The organism is Thermoflexus sp. (genome assembly GCF_042408815.1).
Lineage (GTDB): Bacteria > Chloroflexota > Anaerolineae > Thermoflexales > Thermoflexaceae > Thermoflexus.
In genome coordinates this window covers 123,070-141,694 of sequence record NZ_JBHOQR010000014.1, presented here as the reverse complement: position 1 = coordinate 141,694, position 18,625 = coordinate 123,070, and the positions used below count along the sequence as shown (strand labels likewise).

The window sequence follows — 18,625 nt, the reverse complement described above, 5'->3', positions numbered from 1 at the left end:
CCGACGATGCGTGGGTTGAATAAGGTGATGATTATCGGTCAAGTCGGACGGGATCCCGAGATGCGCTTTACCCCGAACGGACGCCCAGTGACAACGTTCCCGGTGGCCACCCCGCGGACCTGGGTTGCCGGCAATGGGGAGCGGCGGGAGGAGACGGAATGGTTCAACGTCGTCGCCTGGGGTGGGCTGGCGGAGATCTGCAAGCAACGCCTGCGGAAGGGGATGTATGTCTATGTGGAGGGCCGGCTGCAGACCCGCGGCTGGGAGGACGCGGAGGGCCGCCGGCATTACCGGACCGAGCTGGTGGCGAATGAGATGATCCTGTTGGGGGAGGGGCGCACCGCGTTCCCGGGCTTTGGGGAAGAGGAGGAACCCGAACCCGGAGAAGAAGCGGCTGAGGAGTTCCCCTTTTAGCCACCATCGGATCTCCGCGGTGCATATCCTGTCGGATTGGCGTTCAATCCCGTGGATTCTCAAGAGATCCTTTGCCTGAGAGGAGGTTGGCCTTGACGGAAGAGCGGGATGCGATCGAAAGCCCGGCCTCGGAAGCCGTGGAAGCCGCTGTGGAGGGCGCGGCTCCGGCTGCGGCGTCTCCGGCGGCCCCTGCGAAGGCCGCTCCAGTGCGCCGTTATGTGCAGCCGCCACGCCTGTGTTATTTCTGTGTCGAGCGTGTGACGATCGACTATAAGAACGTCGACCTGCTCCGCCGCTTTGTGAACGAGCGGGCGCGCATCAAGCCCCGCCGCCAGACGGGCACATGCGCTAAACACCAGCGGCGCCTCTCGGTGGCGATCAAGCGGGCGCGCCACCTGGGACTTCTCCCGTTCACGGCCGAGCATGTCCGCAAATACGGCTGGGGAGGGGTCTGAGTCCGCCCGGCGGCTCCTGGACCGCTGTGGCTTCGCCCGGTTGGGTGCGGGCGGTATCCGACCCCGGAGGGATTCAGGGAACGGGGCGCGTCCCTCGCGCCCCGTTCCCTTATCTGTTGCTCAACCCGGCCTTCCGAAACCGCAGGGGATAAGTCCGGCAATGGCTCGAAAACCGACCAGCATCAATCGCAAAGCGCTCTCCCGGGCAGAACGGGAAGCCCGGATCCAGCGCTGGATCCTGCTAGCCACCGTCGGGGTGGTGGCTCTGGTGATCCTGATCCTCGCCGGCGGGTTTTTCTATGAGAAGATCATCTGGCCAGATCAACCGGTGGCTTCGGTGGATGGCCAGCCCATCCGAACCCGGGAGTTCCAGAAGCGGTTCCGGTTTGTGGAAGATTCACTGCGACGGCAGGTGGCTCTCCTGGAGCAGGAGAGCGCCGCCCTCAACCCGAACGATCCCACGCAGGCCACCATCGCGGCCCTTTATCGGCAGCAGATCCAGCAAATTAACCTCCAGCTGGAAGATCCCATCCTCCTGGGCCAGGCCGTCCTCCAGCAGATGATCGACGAGCGGCTGATCCGAGCCGAGGCCGAACGGCGTGGGATCCGGGTTCCATCGGAGGCGATCGATCGGGAGATCGAGCGCCGCTTCGGCTTCGTTCGGGAGACGCCGACCCCAGCTGGATCTCCCACCCCGACCATCACCCCTGGCCCCGGAACCCCTGAGCCTACTCCTCTCCCCACCCCCACACCGATGTCGGAGGCCAGTTTTCGGGCCCTTTATGCGGCTCAGCTCAAACGTTGGGAGGGGGAGCTCGGGTTCACGGAGGCGGATTACCGGGCCATGATCGAGGCGGAGTTGCTCGAACAGCAATTGCGGGAGGCGTTCGCCCGGGAGGTGCCCACCCATGAGGAGCAAGTGGATGTCCGCATGATCACCGCGGAGACGCTGGATCTGGCGAATGAGCTGTATCGCCGGGTTCAGGCAGAGGGTTTTGAGAAGGTCTTCGCGGCCGTGGAGGCCGGCCAGGTGGTCAGCGCCACCGCTCGGAACATGGGCTGGACGCCGGTGGGGGGGCTGGAGTCGTTATACGGGGCGGAGCTGGAAAAGATCGTTTTCGCCACCCCGGTTCTGTCGACGACGTCCGTGATCACCTCGCCGCTGGGCTATCACCTCGTCTTCGTGGCCGGCCGGGAGGATCGGGAGCTGGCCCCTTATTATCTGGAGGCACGTCAGCGACAGGCCTTCGAGGACTGGCTCCAGAAACAACGCACTGACCCGAATCGGGTGCGCTATTTGGACTGGCAGAACCGGCTTCCCCGCACAACCATAGCCCGCTCCGCGCCGCGTTAGGGGAACTCGAGAAGTCCATGAACGAAAAACGCCCCGGGATGCCCTGCATCCCGGGGCGTGGAGCGCAGAGAGGCGGCGGTGGGAATCGAACCCACGTCTGGGGTTTTGCAGACCCCCGCCTGGACCACTCGGCTACGCCGCCGTAGAGCGGGCGACGGGACTCGAACCCGCGACCTTCTCCATGGCAAGGAGACGCTCTACCCACTGAGCTACGCCCGCATGACCCATGCCGAGAGGCGGAATCGAACCGCCGACCCCCCGGTTTTCAGCCGGGTGCTCTACCAACTGAGCTATCTCGGCTTTTTTCAATTAATATCTAACACGGCCAGAGGGGTTTGTCAAGCCCGCTGCGCGCCGTCCGAATCATGGATCTTCTCCTTGGAGCTTTGCGGGTCGGCCCTCTTCCTCATCGCACCTCCCCAGGGTTCGTTGGAAAGCGCCGCTATATCTCCCCCACGACATCGGCCAGAGGCCGGCCTTTGGTTTCGTAAGGCAGCGACAGAGCGGCCACCCCTGAGATCAGATACGCTGCGGCGAAGGCCGTCAGAGCCAGGGGCATAGAGACTCCAAGCAGGTATCCCCCAAGGGTCGGCGCGAGGGCCCCGGCGATCCGGGTCATCCCGCTGGCCGCGCCCATGCCCGTTGTGCGCAGCTGGGTGGGATAGGCCTCGGGCGTGTAGGCATATAGGGCGCCCCATGCCCCCAGCGCGAAGAACGACATCCAGATCGCCGCTCCCATATAGGCAGGCAGGGAGACAGCCGCAGCAAACAGATAGGTGAAGATCCCACTGGCGATCAGATACAGCCCCAGGGTCCTTCGCCGCCCGATCTGCTCGACCAGATAGGCCGCCGAGAAATAACCCGGGAGCTGGGCCAAGGTCAGGATGAAGATGGATTCATAAGAGCGGAGGAAGGTCAAGCCGCGCTGCACGAACAGAGTGGGCAGCCAGGTGAAGACGCCGTAGTAGCCCAGGGAGATCCCAAACCAGATCAGCCACAGCAGCGCCGTGGTCCGCGTGTAGGGCCGGCGCCACAGATCCCCCACGGTGACCGGCGGCGCCGGCGGCGCCACCAGCCGGATCCCGTCCGGGAGCGGGGCACCGTTCTCCCGGGCGACCTGGGCCAGAACAGCACGGGCCTCCTCCTCGCGCCCGTGGATCAGTAAGAAGCGTGGGGATTCGGGAACATACCGGCGGATCCAGAAGACCAGAAGGCCGGGCAGGGCGGAGATCGCCAGGAGGGGTCGCCATCCCACCCGCGGTACGATCAGCCAGGCCAGCCCCGCGGCGATCAGGGCCCCCAGTGCCCAGAAGGCCTCCAGATAAACCAGGTAACGCCCTCGCTTCTGGCGAGGCAGATACTCCGCGAAGATGGCATAGTCTACCGGCAGGGTGCCGCCCACCCCGAAGCCGGTCAGGGCACGCAGGAGGACCAAGGTGGCGAAATTCGGGGAGAGGGCGGAAAGCAGACCGAATCCGGAGTCGATCAGCACGGTCAGGATGAACCCCAGTTTGCGCCCGATGCGATCGGAGAGCATCCCCCAGAACCAGGCGCCGGCCAGCATCCCCAGGAAGATGGCTGTGCCCAACAGACCCGCCTGGGCCGTGGTCAGCCCCCACTCCTGACGGATGGCCGGCAGCGCGAAGGAGATCAGCAACACCTCCATGGCGTCCGCGGCCCATCCCGCGCCGCAGATCGCCATCAGCTTGTATTGAAACCGGCCCAGGCCCACCCGATCGATGGCTTCCTCGAAGGTCATCGTCAGAGCGGCCATGGAAAGCACCTCCATTCCTGGTGAGATGGGGATAGGGCTTATGCCGTTGGGCTCCGATCCGATAGGGAGGGCGGAAGGGCTCTTCTCCTCCTTCCCAAGGCGGGAGCGCCGAAAGCGCTCCCGGACCCACAACGCAAAAGCGCATGCGATGGGGGGTGAGGTGGAGGGCCCCCTCTGACTTCACTCCACCAGATACCCTCGTTGCCGCAGCGCCTCTCGCGCCCGTTCCAGAGTCTCCGGATTCCGCGCCTCCAAGGTGTGCAGATGCAGCCCGTCGGTCAGCTCGCTCAACAACCGGGCCCCTGTCCGCCGCAGTGCTTCCATGAACTGACGGACATCCTCGCGGGAAGCGATGTGGAGGCTTCCCCGCAGTTCGCCGTAGATCGCGTGCTCCACGATCACGTCCACCACCTCAACCCCCAGATCCACCAAGAGGGTCAGCTCGTCCTCGGTCTGATCCGGGGCATGGCGGACCGCCACCAGCATCCGATGGGCCGGCCGGGCGCTGGGGAGGCAGTATCCCCGGGGCGTGGCCAGGATCTCCACGCCGGCTGCCCGCAATACCGCAATATCCTGCACGATGATCTGCCGGCTGGTTCCCAGGCGCTGGGCCAGTTCCGAACCGGTGAGCGGCCGGCCGGCCGTTTGCAGCAACTCCAGGATCTGCGCCCGACGGGCCTCTGGGCCCGCGAGGCGTTCCGTGGGCTTCCCCTGAACGGCCATTCTCTCCTCCTTCAGGCGGCCACTGGGGAGCGCACCCGCAGGGCATCCACCGTGGTCAGCGTGCCCCGGAATAGGAAGGCGGTCTGGCGGTTGGCCGCTTCCATGTCGAAAGGATGGAGGGCAGACGTCGCATCGACGGGAAGGATCACGTGGAACCAACGCAGGGCCGCGCTGGCCGCCGTATAGTGCACGCAGATGCTGGCCACCGTGCCGCAGATGACCAGATCGCGGATCCCCCGAAGCCGGAGCTCATGCTCCAGGGGCGTGCCATAGAAAGCGTCATAGCGCCGCTTGGGAAGGATCAGCTCCCCCTCCCGGGGCTTCAGATCGTCCACGATCTCCCAGCCCCATGTGCCCGCCAGACAGTGCTCTCCCCAGATCGGGAACTCCGGATCTCCCGGATAATGCGTGTCCTGGGTGAAGACCACGAACATCCCGCTGGAGCGGGCCAGGTCCAGGAGCTTGCGGATCTTCGGGACTGTGGCCGGGGCGTCTGGGACGAAGAGCTTGCCCTGGGGATGGACGAAATCGTTCTGCATATCCACAATGATCAGCGCCGAGGTCTGGGGGTCGATCGCCACGGAGGGAGCCAGGGAATATTCCGGAACTTCCACCATCCGCGCCATGGGAGCCTCCTGCTGTTCCCGCATGTGACTTGTCAACTGTCATGTCACATGTTACTCCCACGATGCCCTCTTGTCAACCCGCGACCTCAGGCGATGGGAAATGACCCGCCCCCTCCCCCTGTTTGTTTCACTTCGAAACAACTTATGATCCAAATTGTTTCTTTTTGGAACATCATGGGTGAAAGGCTTGTGGAGGAGTAGGCCAGCGATTTAAGATGGAGGTGGATTTGTTGATCCAGATTTTGGGGGAAGGAGGTGTGGGAGACGCGAGGGGGAGGAGGATCGTTGGGGAGCATGGGCTTGCGGACGGATTGACCGTCCTGCGCGGTGGGGTCAGTGCGGAATCGCAGATTGAAATCCCTCCTTCACGAAAGGAGCGCAGCCATGGCACCCTGGGTGGCGGAGATCATCGGCACGATGATCCTCATCCTCCTGGGCGACGGTGTGGTGGCCAACGTCGTCCTAGGCAAGACCAAGGGCCAGGCCTCGGGGTGGATCGTGATCACCACGGGGTGGGCCATGGCGGTGGCCATGGCCGTGTATGCGGTGGGCCGCATCAGCGGGGCCCACATTAACCCGGCCGTGACCATTGCCCTTGCTGCCGTCGGCAAGTTTCCGTGGTCCGATGTTCCCCTCTACATTGTGGGCCAGTTCATCGGCGCCTTCATCGGCGCGGTGCTGGTATGGCTGGCGTATTACCCCCACTGGGCGGAGACGCCGGATCCTGCCCTCAAGCGCGCGGTGTTTTGCACGGCTCCCAACATCCGCAATTACGCGCTGAACTTCCTCACCGAGGTCATTGGGACCTTCACACTGGTCTTTGGGGTTCTGGCTATCGGAGGGAACAAGCTGGCGGAAGGTCTCGCTCCTCTGCTTGTGGGTTTCTTGGTGTGGGCCATTGGCCTCTCGCTGGGCGGGCCCACCGGCTATGCCATCAATCCGGCCCGTGACCTCGGGCCGCGCATCGCCCACGCGGTGCTTCCGATCCCCGGCAAAGGCGACTCCGACTGGGGCTACAGCTGGGTGCCGGTGGTCGGCCCCATCGTGGGCGGCTTGATCGGCGCTTTCCTGTTCGTGGCGCTGGGGATGTGAAGGCCATGGGGTCGGTGGGGAAGGCGACCCGCCTCCCCCACCGGTTCCCCGCGGATCGCCAAGGAGGGTGATCATGAAGAAGGAGGGTGATCATGAAGAAATTAATTAACGATCCAATGAATGTGGTCCCGGAAGCGCTTGAGGGGATGGCTAAGGCCCATTCGGATCTGATCAAAGTGCACTTCAATCCCAATTTCGTTTACCGCGCCGATGCCCCCCGGCCCGGGAAGGTGGCAGTGATCTCGGGCGGCGGCAGCGGCCATGAGCCGATGCACGTGGGCTTTGTGGGCTATGGGATGCTGGATGCGGCCTGCCCGGGCGCGGTGTTCACCTCCCCTACCCCCGACCAGATGTATGAAGCGGCCAAAGCCGTCCACGGGGGCGCTGGGATCCTGATGATCGTGAAGAACTACGCCGGGGACGTGATGAACTTCGATATGGCAGCGGATCTCCTGCGGGGCGAGGGCTTCCAGGTGGAGAGCGTGCTGATCGCCGACGACGTGGCGGTGGAGAGCAGCCTTTACTCCCAGGGCCGCCGGGGGACGGGCACCACGGTGTTGGCGGAGAAGATCCTGGGGGCGGCCGCCGAGCGCGGCTACGATCTCCAGCGCCTGGCCGCCCTGGGCCGCCGAGTGGCGGAGAACGGTCGCTCGATGGGGATGGCCCTGACTTCATGCACGGTGCCCCATGTGGGCAAGCCGACCTTCGAGCTGGGCGAGGACGAGATGGAGATCGGCATCGGTATCCACGGGGAGCCCGGCCGTTATCGTGAGCCCTTGAAGCAGGCTGATGAGATCGTGGAGCGGTTGATGGAGCCCATCCTGAAGGACCTCCCCTTCAAGGCGGGCGATCGGGTGATCTGCATGGTGAACTCGATGGGCGGCACCCCCTTGAGCGAGCTCTATATCGTCTACCGCAAGGTCGCGGAGATCTGCGAGAAGTCCGGAATCCAGATCGTCCGCAATCTGGTGGGGGCCTATATCACCTCCCTGGAGATGGCCGGGACTTCTATTACCCTGCTCCGGGCGGATGATGAGATGCTGGAGCTGTGGGATCATCCGGTCAAGACCCCGGCGCTGCGCTGGGGGATGTGAGCGTTCGGGAGGTGGCGGCGGGCAGCCGCCACCTCCCCTTCCCGATGATCCAACCCATCAAATGGAGGTGCCTGGACGATGCCGGTGACGCGGGATGATGTGGTGGCCTGGCTGGAGCGTTGCGCTGCGGTGCTGGAGGAGCATCGGGATGATCTCACGCAGCTGGATGCCGCCATCGGCGATGCCGATCATGGCGTCAATATGGATCGTGGATTCAAGGCCTTCATGGCCAAGCTGCCCTCCGTGGCGGATAAGGACATTGGGACCATCCTCAAGACCCTGGGAATGACCCTCGTGGCCACGGTGGGCGGGGCCGGTGGGCCGCTTTATGGCACGTTCTTCCTACAGTTAGGCGTGAAGACCGCCAATAAGCTCATGCTGACCCCGGAGGATTGGGCCGAGGCCCTGCAGGCGGGCCTTCAGGGAGTGATCGCCCGCGGTCAGGCCCGCCCGGGCGATAAGACGATGGTCGACGCCCTGCTGCCGGCCCTGGAGGCCTTCCAGGAGGCTATCCGCAACGGCGACTCGTTTGGGAAGGCGCTCCAACGGATGGCCGAGGCGGCGGAGCAGGGCATGAAGGCCACCATCCCTATGGTGGCCCGCAAGGGGCGGGCCAGCTATCTCGGGGAGCGTTCTGCTGGACACCAGGATCCGGGGGCTACCTCCTCCTATCTCATCCTGAAAGCGGCCGCTGACACATGGGCCAATGCGACATGATCGGAGAAGGCTTTCCCCTTAAACAAGGATCAGGAGGGATGGCCATGGCGAAGTACGTGATGGCGATTGATCAGGGGACTACCAGCACCCGGGCCATGATCTTCGATCATGAGAGCAACGTGGTCGCGTGGGATCAGAAGGAGCACGAGCAGATCTACCCGCAGCCCGGCTGGGTGGAGCACAATCCGGTGGAGATTTGGGAGCGGACTCAGGAGGTGGTGAAGAACGCCTTGGCCAAGGCGGGGATCACCGGGGCGGACATCGCCGCCATTGGGGTGACCAACCAGCGGGAGACCACCATTGTCTGGAATAAGCGCACCGGCAAGCCGTATTACAACGCCATCGTCTGGCAGGATACCCGCACCGCCCCGATCTGCGCCCAGCTCCAGCGTGAGGGCTACGAGGCGATGTATCGGGAGAAGACGGGTCTCCCCATCGCCACCTACTTCTCCGGCCCCAAGCTCCAGTGGATCCTGGATAACGTCCCCGGGGTGCGGGAGGATGCGGAAAAGGGCGAGGCTCTCTTCGGCAACATCGACACCTGGCTGATCTGGTGGCTGACCGGCGGGCCAGAGGGTGGCGCCCACGTCACCGATGTCTCCAACGCCAGCCGCACCATGCTGATGAACCTGCGCACGCTGGACTGGGACGCTGACATCCTCAAGATCCACCGCATCCCACGCCAGATGCTCCCCCAGATCCGTCCCTCCTCCGATCCAGATCTTTACGGGAAGACCCCGAAGGGCAGCCTCCTCGGGGCGGAGGTGCCGGTGTGTGGGGACCTGGGCGATCAGCAGGCCGCTCTGGTCGGCCAGGCCGGGCTGGAGGTGGGGATGGCCAAGAACACCTACGGCACTGGCTGTTTCCTGCTCCTGAACACCGGCACGAATATTGTTCCCTCCAAGAGCGGTTTGCTCACTACGGTGGCCTATCAGTTCGGCAAAGGGCCCTGTATCTACGCGCTGGAGGGCTCGATCGCGATCACGGGCGCTCTGGTTCAGTGGATGCGGGACAATCTGGGCCTGATCTCCCGCTCGGCGGAGATCGAGGATCTGGCGCGGACGGTGGAGGATAACGGCGGAATCTACTTTGTCCCCTTCTTCTCCGGTGCTTTCGCCCCTTACTGGCGGCTGGACGCCCGGGGGGTGATCGTTGGCCTCACTCGCTACATCAACAAGGGCCACCTTGCCCGCGCGGTCCTGGAGGCTACGGCCTATCAGACCCGGGATGTGTTCGACGCCATGTATGCGGATTCCGGGATCCAACTGGCCGAGCTCCGCGTGGACGGCGGGATGGTCTACAATGAGTTGCTGATGCAATTCCAGGCCGACATCCTGGGCGTGCCGGTGGTCCGGCCGGTGATCGCGGAGACGACCTCCCTGGGCGCGGCCTACGCCGCCGGGATGGCCGTGGGCTTCTGGAGCGGGCCCGAGCAGATCCGCCGGTATTGGAAAGAGGACAAGCGCTGGCTGCCGAAGATGGATCCGGAGACTCGGGAGAAGCTCTACGCGGGGTGGAAGAAAGCGGTCGAGCGCTCCTTCGGCTGGGTGGAGCTCTGAAGCGGGGGCGCCTGGAGCTTTCGAAGTCCAGCCCGTGCGTTCCGCGTTCGGGCGGGCCCTGAGCCCGCCCGAACGCGCCTCTGCAGGAGGAAGATCCCTGTGATGTCTCACCACGTGATCGTGATCGGCGCGGGGTCGACGGGAGCGGCCGTCGCGCACGACCTGGCCCTGCGGGGATTCCGGGTGACGGTGGTGGAGCGGGGCGAGGTCGCCTCGGGGACCTCGGGGCGGAACCACTGTTTGTTGCACTCCGGGGCACGGTATGCGATGCGGGATCCAGAGTCGGCCCGGGAGTGCATCGAGGAGAACATGATCCTGCGGCGCATCATGCCGGAGGCCCTGGAGCTCAACGATGGCCTGTTTGTCGCCCTGGATGAGCGGGACCTCTCGCTGAAGGAGCGGTTCCTGGCCGCCTGCGAGGAGTGCGGCATCCCCACCCGGGAGATCCCCGTGAAGCAGGCCCTGGCCATGGAGCCCTGTCTCAACCCGGACATCCTGGCGGCTGTCCAGGTCCCAGATGGGGTCTTTGAGCCGTTCCGGTTCTGTCTCTCCTTCCTGGCGACGGCCAAACGCCACGGCGCCACGGTTTTCACATATACAGAAGTGGTGGATTTCGTTTTTCATGGTCAGACGGTGGCGGGCGTTCGGGTGCGGGATCGCCGAACGGGGGAGGAGCGGGTGATCGGGGGCGATATCGTGGTGAACGCCGCTGGGCCGTGGTCCGGAAAGATCGCCGCCATGGCCGGGGTGGATGTCCCGGTGGTGCCCACCGCGGGCGTGATGATTTCGGTGGGTCGGCGATGGAGCCGCATGGTGATCAATCGTCTGAACATGCCCGGCGATGGAGATATCATTGTCCCCCAGCGTCGCACCGCCATCATTGGGACTACCTCATGGCGGGTGGAGGATCCGGATTTCATCCCGATCCCAGAGGACCATGTGCGCCTGCTGCTGGATCGGGCGGAGCGCTTCATCCCCGGCTACACCCAGGGAGGGATCCGGGGGATCTTCGCTGTGGCCCGGCCATTGGTGGGACGGCGGGGGATGGCTGTGGATGGGCGGGAGCTTTCCCGCACCTTTGAGTGCTTCGATCACGCGGCCGACGGGGTGGAAGGTTTCGTGACCATCACGGGGGGGAAGATGACCACCGCGCGGGCGATGGCAGAGAAAGCGGTCGATGTGGTGTGCGCCAAGCTGGGGCTGGAAATCCCGTGCCGGACCCGTGAGGTGCCCCTGCTTTCTTATCGGGCGTTCTTCGAATAGGGGCTGGGCCGGCCCGTCCCCAGGGAGTTTTTCCTTCCCAATGGCCTGAAGGGCCATCTTGCCTTCTCCATCGAAGCCGGACAGCGCAGATCGGATTCCGTATGCGGAGGAACCCGCGAATGCCCACATGGCAGCTGCGTCTGCTCCGAGGACGTCCGGGAAGTTCCCCTCGTCTGGAAACCTATCGGGTGGAGCTTCCGGCAGGAAGCTATCTCATTGACGCGGTGGAGAAGATCTGGGCGGAGCAGGATCGCGCCCTGCTCTTCCGGCACGCCTGTCATCATGCTTCATGCGGCGCATGTGGGGTGCGGGTGAACGGTCGTGAGCGCCTCATGTGCATCACCCCACTCCATGAGTTCTCCCCAGACCAGCCGATTCAGGTGGAGCCATTGCGGCATTTCCCCTGGCTGGGCGATCTGCTCGTGGATGTTTCGCCCATGATGCGCCGGATGGCAGAGGTGGGATTCGTCATCCTCCGCCATGATGAGCTGACCGCGGACCGCCCGTTGCCGGAAGGGATCGAGCGGATCACCCGATTTGAGGACTGCATCGAATGCGGACTGTGTCTCTCGGCGTGTCCGGTGATGGCAGCCGATGGGGCTTACTTGGGGCCGGCGACCCTGGCTGCTATTGAGCGAATGCTGGCGGAGCCCCGCGGCGAGGACGCCGCCCGGCTGCTAACGCTGGCCGACGATCCCCATGGGGCTTGGCGCTGTCACTCCGCGATGGAATGCACGGCGGTTTGCCCCTCGAATGTGGATCCGGCCTCCGCGATCGGGCGCTTGCGCCGTCGCCTGATCGGGGAGAAGCTCCGGCGCTGGATGGGAGGTGGGCGATGAAGGAAGCGCCGCGCTGGAAGCGCGCCAGCGGATGGATCGATATGCGGGGCCGCCGGGAGGGCGGGCTGGCCTTCCTGCTCATGCGCCTAACGGGCATCGGGCTGGTGATTTACCTGTTCCTCCATTTGTATGTGTTGCGGTTGCTCGCCCAGGGGCCGGAGGCCTGGGATGCTTTCATCGCGATGGCGAAGTCTCCGCTCTTTCTGGCGCTGGATATTCTTCTGATCATGGGGATCCTGTATCACGGGCTAAACGGGGTTCGGGTAACCATGCTGGGTCTGGGGATCGGCGTGCCTTATCAGGCCCGGCTGTTCTGGGGAGTGGTCGCCCTGACCCTGCTGATGACCGTGATCGCCGGATACGCCATTTTCACGATCGCCGGCTGAGGGGGCCTGCCAGACGTCCGGCGCTTTCCCTGTTCGGCGGCGGGATCGTTTCGGAGGGGGCTTTCCCGGAGCCTCGATCCTTCTCATTAGCTTCAGCGAAGGAAAGGGGGAGGAGCTCGCTCTCCGGGAGGTCCGGATTCTCTATTTCAGGGGCCTTCAGATGTGGATCTGGCAAGCGTTCACCGGGTTGTTGCTGCTGGTCCTGTTAACGCTCCATATGGTTTTCAACCATTTTGTGGTGGAAGGCGGCCTGCGGACCTATCGGGATGTGGTGGCCTATCTATCCCATCCCGTTGTGTTCGCCTGGGAGATCCTCTTCCTGGTGGTGGTCACCGCCCATGCCCTGATGGGGGTGCGGGCCATCCTCCTGGATCTGGGGATTGGGCCGGGAACCGATCGCTGGCTGAAGCGAGGCCTCACGCTGGTTGGCCTCCTGATCATCGGCTATGGGGTGTGGCTCTCGTGGTGGCTTCGATCCCGAGGCGCCTGATCCGCGATTGGGAGCTGTTGTGGGCTCCTTATGAGGAGGAAGTTTACGCTTGGATCCTGGCCCGGCTCAGGCCAGGGGAACGGGTGCTGGACATCGGGGCCGGGGATCTTCGGCTGGCGCTGCGGATGGCCGGGCAAGGGTGCCCGGTGGTGGCGGTGGAACGCCAGTGGGCCCTGCTGGCTCAGGGGATACGCGCCCTGGGGATGCTCCCTGGGGCTCTGCGATGGGAGCAGCCCCTCTCGCTCTCGGACCGGTTGACTGTTGTCTGGGCGGACGCGAGAACCTGGCCTTTTCCCCCAGTGGAAACGGCGGTCCTCCTGATGCGGCATTGCACTGCCTTCTCCTGCTATATCCGTAAACTTCGCGCTGCGGGTTGCCGCCGCCTCTTCACCAATGCCCGCTGGCGGATGGGGGTGGAGGAGATCGATCTGGGGCCCGCCCTTTCTTTTGAAAGGGTCCCACCGGGCTGGTATGCTTGCCGGTGTGGGGCGGTCGGTTTTCGCGAGGGACAGCCGGAGCAAATCGATGCGATGGTCCTGGAACGGATCTGGGAAGTGGAGGAATGCCCGGCATGCCGGTCTGGGGATCTGAAGGAGCCTCGGTTGGGCTGATGGGGGCAGGGTGTCCATCGTCGAGCTCCCGGTGGCCCTTTGGGCTGCAGTGAGCCCATGGATTCTCCAGCGAGGTGGAGTGGCCATGCGGTTGAATGGCCGGAAGGTAGCGATCCTGGTGGAGGAAGGCTTTGAAGACCTGGAGTTCTGGGTCCCGCTGATGCGCCTTCAGGAGGAAGGGGCCTCTGTCACGGTGGTCGGGCTGGAGGCCGGGAAGGTCGTCCGCAGCAAGAGCGGAGGGCTCACGGCGAAAGCAGATGTGGCCGCCGAGCAGGTTTCCGCCGCGGATTTCGATGCGGTGGTGATCCCGGGCGGCTGGGCGCCCGACAAGCTGAGGCGCTATGAGGCGGTCCTGCGCCTCGTCCGGGAGGCCTATCAGCAGGGGAAGATCGTGGCGATGATCTGTCACGGCGGTCAGGTGGGGATCTCCGCAGGCATTGTGCGAGGGCATCGGGCGACCGGAAGCCTGGGGATCAAAGATGATCTGATCAACGCGGGGGCCATCTGGGTGGATGAGCCGGCTTTCCGGGAGGGCAACCTGATCTGGGGCCGTGTGGTTCCAGACATCCCGGCCTTCTGCCGGGAGCTGGTGGCCGCTCTGGTCGGCGAGCCGGCCCCTGCAACCTCTGCCCGGTGAGAGGCCTGCATGGTTGCTCTGGTGATCGTCGCCCATAGCGCCAAACTGGCGGAGGGGGTGAAAGAGCTGGCCGAGCAGATGGTGCAAGGTCGGGTTCCGATCTTTGCGGCCGGGGGCCTGGATGAACACACTCTGGGCACCAATGTGGAGCGGATCCGGCAGGCGCTGGAGATGGCCCTCGCTCGGGCTGATGAGGTCCTGGTTTTAATGGATCTGGGCAGTGCGGTGATGGGGGCCCAGATGGCGATCGAGATGCTGGCCCCGGAGGTTCGCCCCCGCATCCGGTTGAGCCAGGCGCCGCTGGTGGAGGGGGCGATCGTGGCTGCCGTGGAGGCTTCCATCGGCAAAACCGCGGCGGAGATCGAGGCCACAGCGGTCGAGGCCTGCCGGATGCCCAAGGTGCCCCAGGGATGAAGAACATCCTGGAATCCATGGGACCTGAGGCGAGGGATGCAGCAGGTTACGTTGACGTTAACGAACGCAGTGGGTCTGCACGCGCGTCCGGCGGCCCTTTTCGTGCAGACGGCCGCCCGGTTTCGTTCGAACATCACGGTTCGGAACGTCACCCGCGGGACCCCACCGGTGAACGCCAAGGCGATCCTAGCGGTGCTCACCCTGGGGGCGGAGCATGGCCATGTCATTGAGATCGTCGCGGAGGGGCCGGATGAAGCGGATGCCGTGGCCGCTCTGAAGGCGCTGGTGGAATCTCGGTTTGGGGAGGATGGGGGATGAGCCGTCGCCTGCGGGGTCTCCCTGCTTCCCCGGGGATCGCCATCGGACCGATCTGGTGGTTCCGGCGAGCGCTTCCGGCGGCGATGCGGACGCATGGAGAGGATGTGACGACCGAACGGATGCGGCTGCAGGCGGCCCAGGAACAAGCGGCGGCGGAACTCGCGGCGCTCCGGGAGGCCCAACGGGATCGCCTGTCTCCGGAGGAGCTGGCGATCTTCGAGGCTCAGGAGCTGATGCTCCGCGATCCGGAGTTGATGGCCGCGGTGGAGGCGGAGCTCGCCGCAGGCGCTTCCGCGGAGGCGGCATGGATGAAGGCCGTGGAGGCTTTCGCGGCGCAGCTAACGGCGCTTCCGGATCCCTACTTCCAGGCTCGTGCGGCGGACGTGCGGGATGTAGGGAATCGGGTGCTGCGCCATCTCGCGGGTGGCCTGGAGGCGCCCGCCATGCCTGACGAGCCCGTGGTGGTGGCAGCCGATGACCTGTTGCCCTCGGAGACGGTCAGCCTGGATCCCCGGCGGGTGCTGGCCTTTGTCATGGAAGGGGGTGGGCCGACCGCCCATGCGGCTATCCTGGCCCGTCGCTTAGGAGTCCCAGCGGTGGTTGCGATCGGGGCGGACCTCCGAACGATCCCCGAGGGCGCGCAGGTGCTGGTGGATGGAGAGGCCGGGTGGGTGGAAGTGGAGCCGGGCCCGGAGGCGGTGCGTCAGGCCCAGGCCCGGCGGGCGGTGTGGCTTCAGGAGCGGGTGCATGCGGAGGCCGTCGCCCATGAGCCGGCCCGAACCCGGGATGGTGCCCAGATCGAGGTGGCGGCCAATGTGGGAAGCATGGGGGATGCCCAGGAGGCTTTGCGGAAAGGGGCGGACGGCATCGGCCTGTTGCGCACGGAGTTCCTCTACCTAGGCCGGGCGGCCGCCCCGACGGAAGAAGAGGAAATCGCCATCTACCGATCCCTGCTGGAGGCGATGGGGGGGAAGCCGGTGGTGGTACGCACCTTGGATGTGGGCGGTGATAAGCCGTTGCCTTATCTCCCGATGCCTCCCGAGGCCAATCCGTTCCTGGGGGTGCGGGGCGTGCGGCTCTCCCGGCAGCATCCCGACCTGTTGCGCCAGCAGCTTCGCGCGCTGCTCCGCGCCGGGGTGGGGTTCCCCCTGCGAATTATGTTCCCCATGGTGAGCACGGTGGAGGAAATCCGCTGGCTTCGTGCCTTCTTGGAGGAAGTGCGCTCGGCCCTCGCGGCGGAAGGCTTCCCTCTGCCCTCGGATCTGCAGGTGGGGATGATGGTAGAGGTGCCGGCCGCCGCGTTGCTAACGGAGCATTTCCTGCCCTGGGTGGATTTTTTTAGCATCGGGACGAACGATCTGGCCCAATACACGCTGGCGGCGGATCGGACCAACCCGGCGGTGGCCGGGCTGGCCGATGGGTTGCATCCCGCGGTGCTGCGCCTGATCCGCCACGTGACGGCTGCAACCGAAGGAACGAGGAAGTGGGTCGGCGTCTGCGGAGAGCTGGCCGGGGATCTCCTGGCGGTGCCGGTGTTAATCGGGCTGGGGGTGCAGGAGCTCAGTGTGAATCCGGTGCGGGTGCCGGAAGTGAAGGCTACGGTCCGCCGCTGGTCGATGGCAGAGGCCCGTGCCCTGGCGGAGGAAGCGCTTCGCCAGGCCGATGCGGCCGCCGTCCGCTCCCTGGTCGCCGAGGGGCGTTCCTGAGATCCCGGCGAACAACCGATCCCCTCGTCCGGGCCTGATGCGTGTGGTTGTCCGGTCTGGTCCTTAACCGTTCAGCAGCGTGGCGATCAGGGCGATCAGAAAGGCGCCCAGGGCGGCGAGGGCCAGGGACCGATGCCGGCGCCAGAGGATCTCCCCCGCGCTCTCCGGCGGCGCCCAGACTTCGGTCGACCGGCTGGTGGGGCTGATTCCCAGCAGCTCAGCCCGGAAGGCGGCCACGCTGGGCGGGCGGTCATCCGGGTGCATCGCCATCGCGTTTAGGATGGCTCGCTCCACCCGAGGGGAGATCCGCGGGTTGATCGCCCGAGGTGGGATGAGGGAGTCGGGCTTCAGAAAGCGCTGTCGGGCATCCGGAGGGGGGATGTTGGTCAGCAAGTGGTAAAGGGTCGCCCCCAGGGCGTAGATATCGGAGCGGACATCGGTATGGCCCACATCGCCGCCATACTGCTCCAACGGCGTATACGCAGCTGTGCCTCGCCCCTGCAGGATCGTAATCGTCCGCTCCTCATCCGGCGCCAGGAGCTTCACCAGCCCGAAGTCCACCAGCTTGATGCGGCCATCCGGTGTCAGCTTAATGTTGGAAGGCTTGATGTCGCGGTGCACGATGGGCGGCTCCTGACGATGCAGATAGTCCAGCGCATCGCAAAGCTGTTCCGTCCAGTTCAACACCGTCCGCTCGTCGAGGAACCGCCCGCTCTCCTTTGCCTCCTCAACAATCTCCCGCAGATCGCGGCCGGGGACGAAATCCATCACCAGGTAATCGCGATCGCCCTCCGAGAAATAGTCGGACACCTTGGGGAGATTCGGGTGATCCAGTCGGGCCAGGACGCTCGCCTCGCGGTAGAACTGCATGCGGGCCTGTTCCCGATAAGCGGGGTCGGCCTCGAAGCTGAAGAGGATCTCCTTGATGGCGCAGCGACGGCCTTCCAGCAGGGTATCCTCCGCTTCATAGACGGCGCCCATCCCTCCCCGTCCGATGGGACGCAGGATCTTATAGCGGCCGTGGAGCATGGTCCCCGGCTTGAGCATGGCGGTCCTCTTCTCCGCAACCTTTCCATCGGCACCGATTTCATTTTAACCGAACCGCTGCCCGATTATCGGAGAGGATCGGTAGAGAACGGCAGGACATCTTTCCCTCTCCGCGCCGCTGCCTAGCGGGTGGGCGTGCCCACTCATCCCCCTTCCCCGGCATCTCAGCCGAGGATGGCCCGCAGCGCCGATTCGAGATCCGGGTAGCGGAACGGGAAGCCCGCTTCCAGCAGCCGCCGGGGCAGCACGAACTGCCCGGTGAGCAGGAAGTCCGCTCCCTCGCCGAAGACGAGCCGGAGGGCGAGCGCCGGCACTGGAAGCCATGCCGGCCGCCCGAGAACCCGGCCCAGGATGCGGGAGAACTCGGCGTTGCTGACCGGCTGAGGGGCGGTCAGGTTATAAGGCCCGTGGGCATCCGGACGCTCCATCAGGAACTTCACGGCCTCCACCCAGTCCGCCCGGTGGATCCACGACCAGCCCTGGCGCCCGTTTCCCAGCGGACCACCCACGAACAGACGGAACGGAGGCAACAACCGGGCCAGGGCGCCGCCGTCCCGTTCCAGAACCAGGCCGGTGCGCAGGATCACCCGGCGGACCCCCATCGCTTCCACAGGCTGGGTGCTGGCTTCCCAATCCACGGCCAGTCGGGCCAGGAAATCGTTTCCGGGCGGATCCTCCTCGGTCAGCCGCTCGTCGCCTCGGGGGCCGTAATATCCGACCGCCGAAGCCTGCAGCAGGACCTGGGGTTTCGTGCGGGCGGCGGCGATCGCCTCCACCACGGCGCGGCCGGCGTTCAGCCGGCTTTCTCGAATGCGCTGTTTGATGGCTGCTGTCCATCGCTGTCCGATGCTCTCACCGGCTAGGTTGATCAGAGCGAAGGCGCCGTCCACCAGGTGCGCCCATCCGGTCGGGGTGCGTCCATCCCAGCGTGTCGCCTGCACGCTGGGTGGAAGCCGGGCCAGCTCCGGTCGCCGGGAGAGGACGATCACCTCATAGCCGGCTTCCTGGAGACGTCCTGCTAACGCCCGGCCCAGAAACCCGGTCCCTCCTAAGATCAGCACGCGCATTCGCGAACCTCCTCCTGCGGTTTTCCCTATGGGATGATG

21 protein-coding genes and 3 tRNA genes are annotated in these 18,625 nt (G+C 65.2%); 16 read left to right on the top strand and 8 right to left on the bottom strand.

Annotation, left to right across the window (positions count from 1 at the left end; translation table 11 throughout):
* Positions 1-6: 6 nt before the first annotated feature.
* From ACFMO3_RS05290 to ACFMO3_RS05280, 3 genes are all read left to right on the top strand, one after another.
* The gene (locus tag ACFMO3_RS05290; RefSeq protein WP_376789386.1) at positions 7-414 is read left to right on the top strand and encodes a single-stranded DNA-binding protein; all 408 of its coding nucleotides are present in this window, start codon (positions 7-9) and stop codon (positions 412-414) included.
* A gap of 92 nt (positions 415-506) precedes the next feature.
* A complete protein-coding gene (rpsR, locus tag ACFMO3_RS05285) occupies positions 507-869 on the top strand; it encodes a 30S ribosomal protein S18 (RefSeq protein ID WP_376789385.1) in 363 nt (120 codons plus the stop codon).
* Between the two features lie 160 nt (positions 870-1,029).
* On the top strand, positions 1,030-2,223 hold the full coding sequence (locus ACFMO3_RS05280) for a SurA N-terminal domain-containing protein (protein ID WP_376789384.1): 1,194 nt from the start codon (positions 1,030-1,032) through the stop codon (positions 2,221-2,223).
* A 70-nt stretch (positions 2,224-2,293) separates the two neighbouring features.
* Here ACFMO3_RS05280 and ACFMO3_RS05275 read toward each other — a convergent pair.
* The 6 genes from ACFMO3_RS05275 to ACFMO3_RS05250 form a co-directional block, all read right to left on the bottom strand.
* A tRNA-Cys gene (locus ACFMO3_RS05275) sits at positions 2,294-2,365 on the bottom strand.
* A 4-nt stretch (positions 2,366-2,369) separates the two neighbouring features.
* Positions 2,370-2,442, bottom strand: a tRNA-Gly gene (locus tag ACFMO3_RS05270).
* An 8-nt stretch (positions 2,443-2,450) separates the two neighbouring features.
* Positions 2,451-2,523, bottom strand: a tRNA-Phe gene (locus tag ACFMO3_RS05265).
* 142 nt (positions 2,524-2,665) lie between these two features.
* Positions 2,666-3,997: an MFS transporter gene (locus tag ACFMO3_RS05260; RefSeq protein WP_376789383.1), complete on the bottom strand. Its 1,332-nt coding sequence runs from the start codon at positions 3,995-3,997 to the stop codon at positions 2,666-2,668.
* A 180-nt stretch (positions 3,998-4,177) separates the two neighbouring features.
* Positions 4,178-4,720 (bottom strand): transcription repressor NadR, encoded by a 543-nt coding sequence (locus tag ACFMO3_RS05255; protein ID WP_376789382.1) that lies wholly within the window; start codon positions 4,718-4,720, stop codon positions 4,178-4,180.
* Between the two features lie 11 nt (positions 4,721-4,731).
* Positions 4,732-5,337, bottom strand: coding sequence for a cysteine hydrolase family protein (locus tag ACFMO3_RS05250; RefSeq protein WP_376789406.1), 606 nt, complete (start codon positions 5,335-5,337; stop codon positions 4,732-4,734).
* 393 nt (positions 5,338-5,730) lie between these two features.
* On the opposite strand from ACFMO3_RS05250, the gene ACFMO3_RS05245 reads away from it, so the two are divergent.
* The 13 genes from ACFMO3_RS05245 to ptsP all read left to right on the top strand — a co-directional run bounded on the left by ACFMO3_RS05245 (position 5,731) and on the right by ptsP (position 16,472).
* Entirely contained in the window at positions 5,731-6,438 is a 708-nt protein-coding gene (locus tag ACFMO3_RS05245; RefSeq protein WP_376789381.1) for an MIP/aquaporin family protein, read from the top strand.
* A gap of 92 nt (positions 6,439-6,530) precedes the next feature.
* Complete coding sequence (gene dhaK, locus ACFMO3_RS05240; protein ID WP_376789380.1) at positions 6,531-7,532, top strand: dihydroxyacetone kinase subunit DhaK; 1,002 nt, start codon at positions 6,531-6,533, stop codon at positions 7,530-7,532.
* A 78-nt stretch (positions 7,533-7,610) separates the two neighbouring features.
* Positions 7,611-8,249, top strand: coding sequence for a dihydroxyacetone kinase subunit DhaL (gene dhaL, locus ACFMO3_RS05235; RefSeq protein WP_376789379.1), 639 nt, complete (start codon positions 7,611-7,613; stop codon positions 8,247-8,249).
* A 44-nt stretch (positions 8,250-8,293) separates the two neighbouring features.
* The gene (glpK, locus tag ACFMO3_RS05230; RefSeq protein ID WP_376789378.1) at positions 8,294-9,808 is read left to right on the top strand and encodes a glycerol kinase GlpK; all 1,515 of its coding nucleotides are present in this window, start codon (positions 8,294-8,296) and stop codon (positions 9,806-9,808) included.
* Between the two features lie 102 nt (positions 9,809-9,910).
* Entirely contained in the window at positions 9,911-11,071 is a 1,161-nt protein-coding gene (locus tag ACFMO3_RS05225; protein WP_376789377.1) for an FAD-dependent oxidoreductase, read from the top strand.
* A 119-nt stretch (positions 11,072-11,190) separates the two neighbouring features.
* On the top strand, positions 11,191-11,910 hold the full coding sequence (locus tag ACFMO3_RS05220) for a succinate dehydrogenase/fumarate reductase iron-sulfur subunit (protein WP_376789376.1): 720 nt from the start codon (positions 11,191-11,193) through the stop codon (positions 11,908-11,910).
* Positions 11,907-12,296 (top strand): succinate dehydrogenase, cytochrome b556 subunit, encoded by a 390-nt coding sequence (gene sdhC, locus ACFMO3_RS05215; RefSeq protein WP_376789375.1) that lies wholly within the window; start codon positions 11,907-11,909, stop codon positions 12,294-12,296. The genes ACFMO3_RS05220 and sdhC overlap by 4 nt, the downstream gene beginning before the upstream one ends.
* A gap of 160 nt (positions 12,297-12,456) precedes the next feature.
* The gene (locus ACFMO3_RS05210; protein ID WP_376789374.1) at positions 12,457-12,786 is read left to right on the top strand and encodes a hypothetical protein; all 330 of its coding nucleotides are present in this window, start codon (positions 12,457-12,459) and stop codon (positions 12,784-12,786) included.
* Entirely contained in the window at positions 12,759-13,397 is a 639-nt protein-coding gene (locus tag ACFMO3_RS05205) for an SAM-dependent methyltransferase (RefSeq protein ID WP_376789373.1), read from the top strand. Before ACFMO3_RS05210 ends, ACFMO3_RS05205 begins: the two co-directional genes overlap by 28 nt.
* Before the next feature lie 85 nt (positions 13,398-13,482).
* Entirely contained in the window at positions 13,483-14,034 is a 552-nt protein-coding gene (locus ACFMO3_RS05200) for a type 1 glutamine amidotransferase domain-containing protein (protein WP_376789405.1), read from the top strand.
* A gap of 9 nt (positions 14,035-14,043) precedes the next feature.
* Positions 14,044-14,448: a dihydroxyacetone kinase phosphoryl donor subunit DhaM gene (gene dhaM / locus ACFMO3_RS05195; protein WP_376789372.1), complete on the top strand. Its 405-nt coding sequence runs from the start codon at positions 14,044-14,046 to the stop codon at positions 14,446-14,448.
* Positions 14,449-14,484: 36 nt separating this feature from the next.
* A complete protein-coding gene (locus ACFMO3_RS05190; RefSeq protein ID WP_376789371.1) occupies positions 14,485-14,766 on the top strand; it encodes an HPr family phosphocarrier protein in 282 nt (93 codons plus the stop codon).
* Positions 14,763-16,472: a phosphoenolpyruvate--protein phosphotransferase gene (gene ptsP, locus ACFMO3_RS05185; RefSeq protein WP_376789370.1), complete on the top strand. Its 1,710-nt coding sequence runs from the start codon at positions 14,763-14,765 to the stop codon at positions 16,470-16,472. The genes ACFMO3_RS05190 and ptsP overlap by 4 nt, the downstream gene beginning before the upstream one ends.
* A gap of 63 nt (positions 16,473-16,535) precedes the next feature.
* On the opposite strand, the gene ACFMO3_RS05180 is transcribed toward ptsP, so the two are convergent.
* Positions 16,536-17,519 carry a serine/threonine-protein kinase gene (locus ACFMO3_RS05180; RefSeq protein WP_376789369.1) on the bottom strand — a complete coding sequence of 328 codons (984 nt, stop codon included), beginning with the start codon at positions 17,517-17,519 and terminating at the stop codon, positions 16,536-16,538.
* A gap of 164 nt (positions 17,520-17,683) precedes the next feature.
* Positions 17,684-18,586 (bottom strand): TIGR01777 family oxidoreductase, encoded by a 903-nt coding sequence (locus ACFMO3_RS05175; RefSeq protein WP_376789368.1) that lies wholly within the window; start codon positions 18,584-18,586, stop codon positions 17,684-17,686.
* Positions 18,587-18,625 lie beyond the last annotated feature (39 nt).